We start from the raw sequence: 685 nt of genomic DNA on the forward strand, positions 1-685 counted from the left end.
AAAGCGTTTCATTATCCCACCAATGCCATTTAGAGTCTCTTCAAGTTTTTGCTTGTGAATAACCGTAAGGGGGCTTGAATGCTCTTTCTCTGCTTGTTCTTTCAACTCCTTTTCACGGAATCTCAAAACAGCATTGCGTACAAAATTGGCTTTTCTCAAAAGATCGTTTTCCAAATCACGACACAACCTCACAAATTCACGCGTGCTCGGAAAAAACGTATCGGATAAACAATTTATTTCATCACATAAAATCCGTTTGACCACTGTCATCAGTGACCATGCAGAGACATTTTCCAAAACCATTCCATAGGTCAACGCCATTCCCTCATGGTCTGATTGTTGTGCTATTTTCAAACCACACGACAGCATGCGAATAGCTTTTGCTATATCCTCTTTACCTGCTTTCACTGCAAAGAGCTCTTGCAATTGATCACCAGCCTCTAAAGCAATCGATTCCTGCTGTTTCGTTAATTGGCTGCCTTCCTTCAAAATAAATGGACCTCTCGGGGGTATCATCGCATGAATGTGCTTCAAAGTACCCTCGATTTCCGATATCAAGGAGACTGTCTGCGATACGCTCCCCAATGCTTTTTTGCTTTTGAGTGTAATTTCCATTGTTTCCACCATTGTTGTTCGTGTTTTTCGTTTTTTCTAAACCCTCGATAGCCTTTCGCACCCAGTTACG

1 protein-coding gene and 1 pseudogene are annotated in these 685 nt (G+C 41.8%); both read right to left on the reverse strand.

What is annotated here, in order from left to right:
* Positions 1 to 516, reverse strand: a 516-nt coding sequence (locus tag ACFIKJ_RS09595) for a hypothetical protein (protein WP_375670568.1), incomplete at its 3' end; no start/stop codon positions are given.
* Positions 431 to 685 (reverse strand): annotated as a pseudogene (locus ACFIKJ_RS09600) (hypothetical protein); the annotation flags it as partial. The gene ACFIKJ_RS09595 and the pseudogene ACFIKJ_RS09600, both read right to left, overlap by 86 nt.

Source organism: Bartonella sp. PS7NMGDW (genome assembly GCF_042193585.1).
In the GTDB taxonomy this organism is placed as follows: domain Bacteria; phylum Pseudomonadota; class Alphaproteobacteria; order Rhizobiales; family Rhizobiaceae; genus Bartonella; species Bartonella grahamii.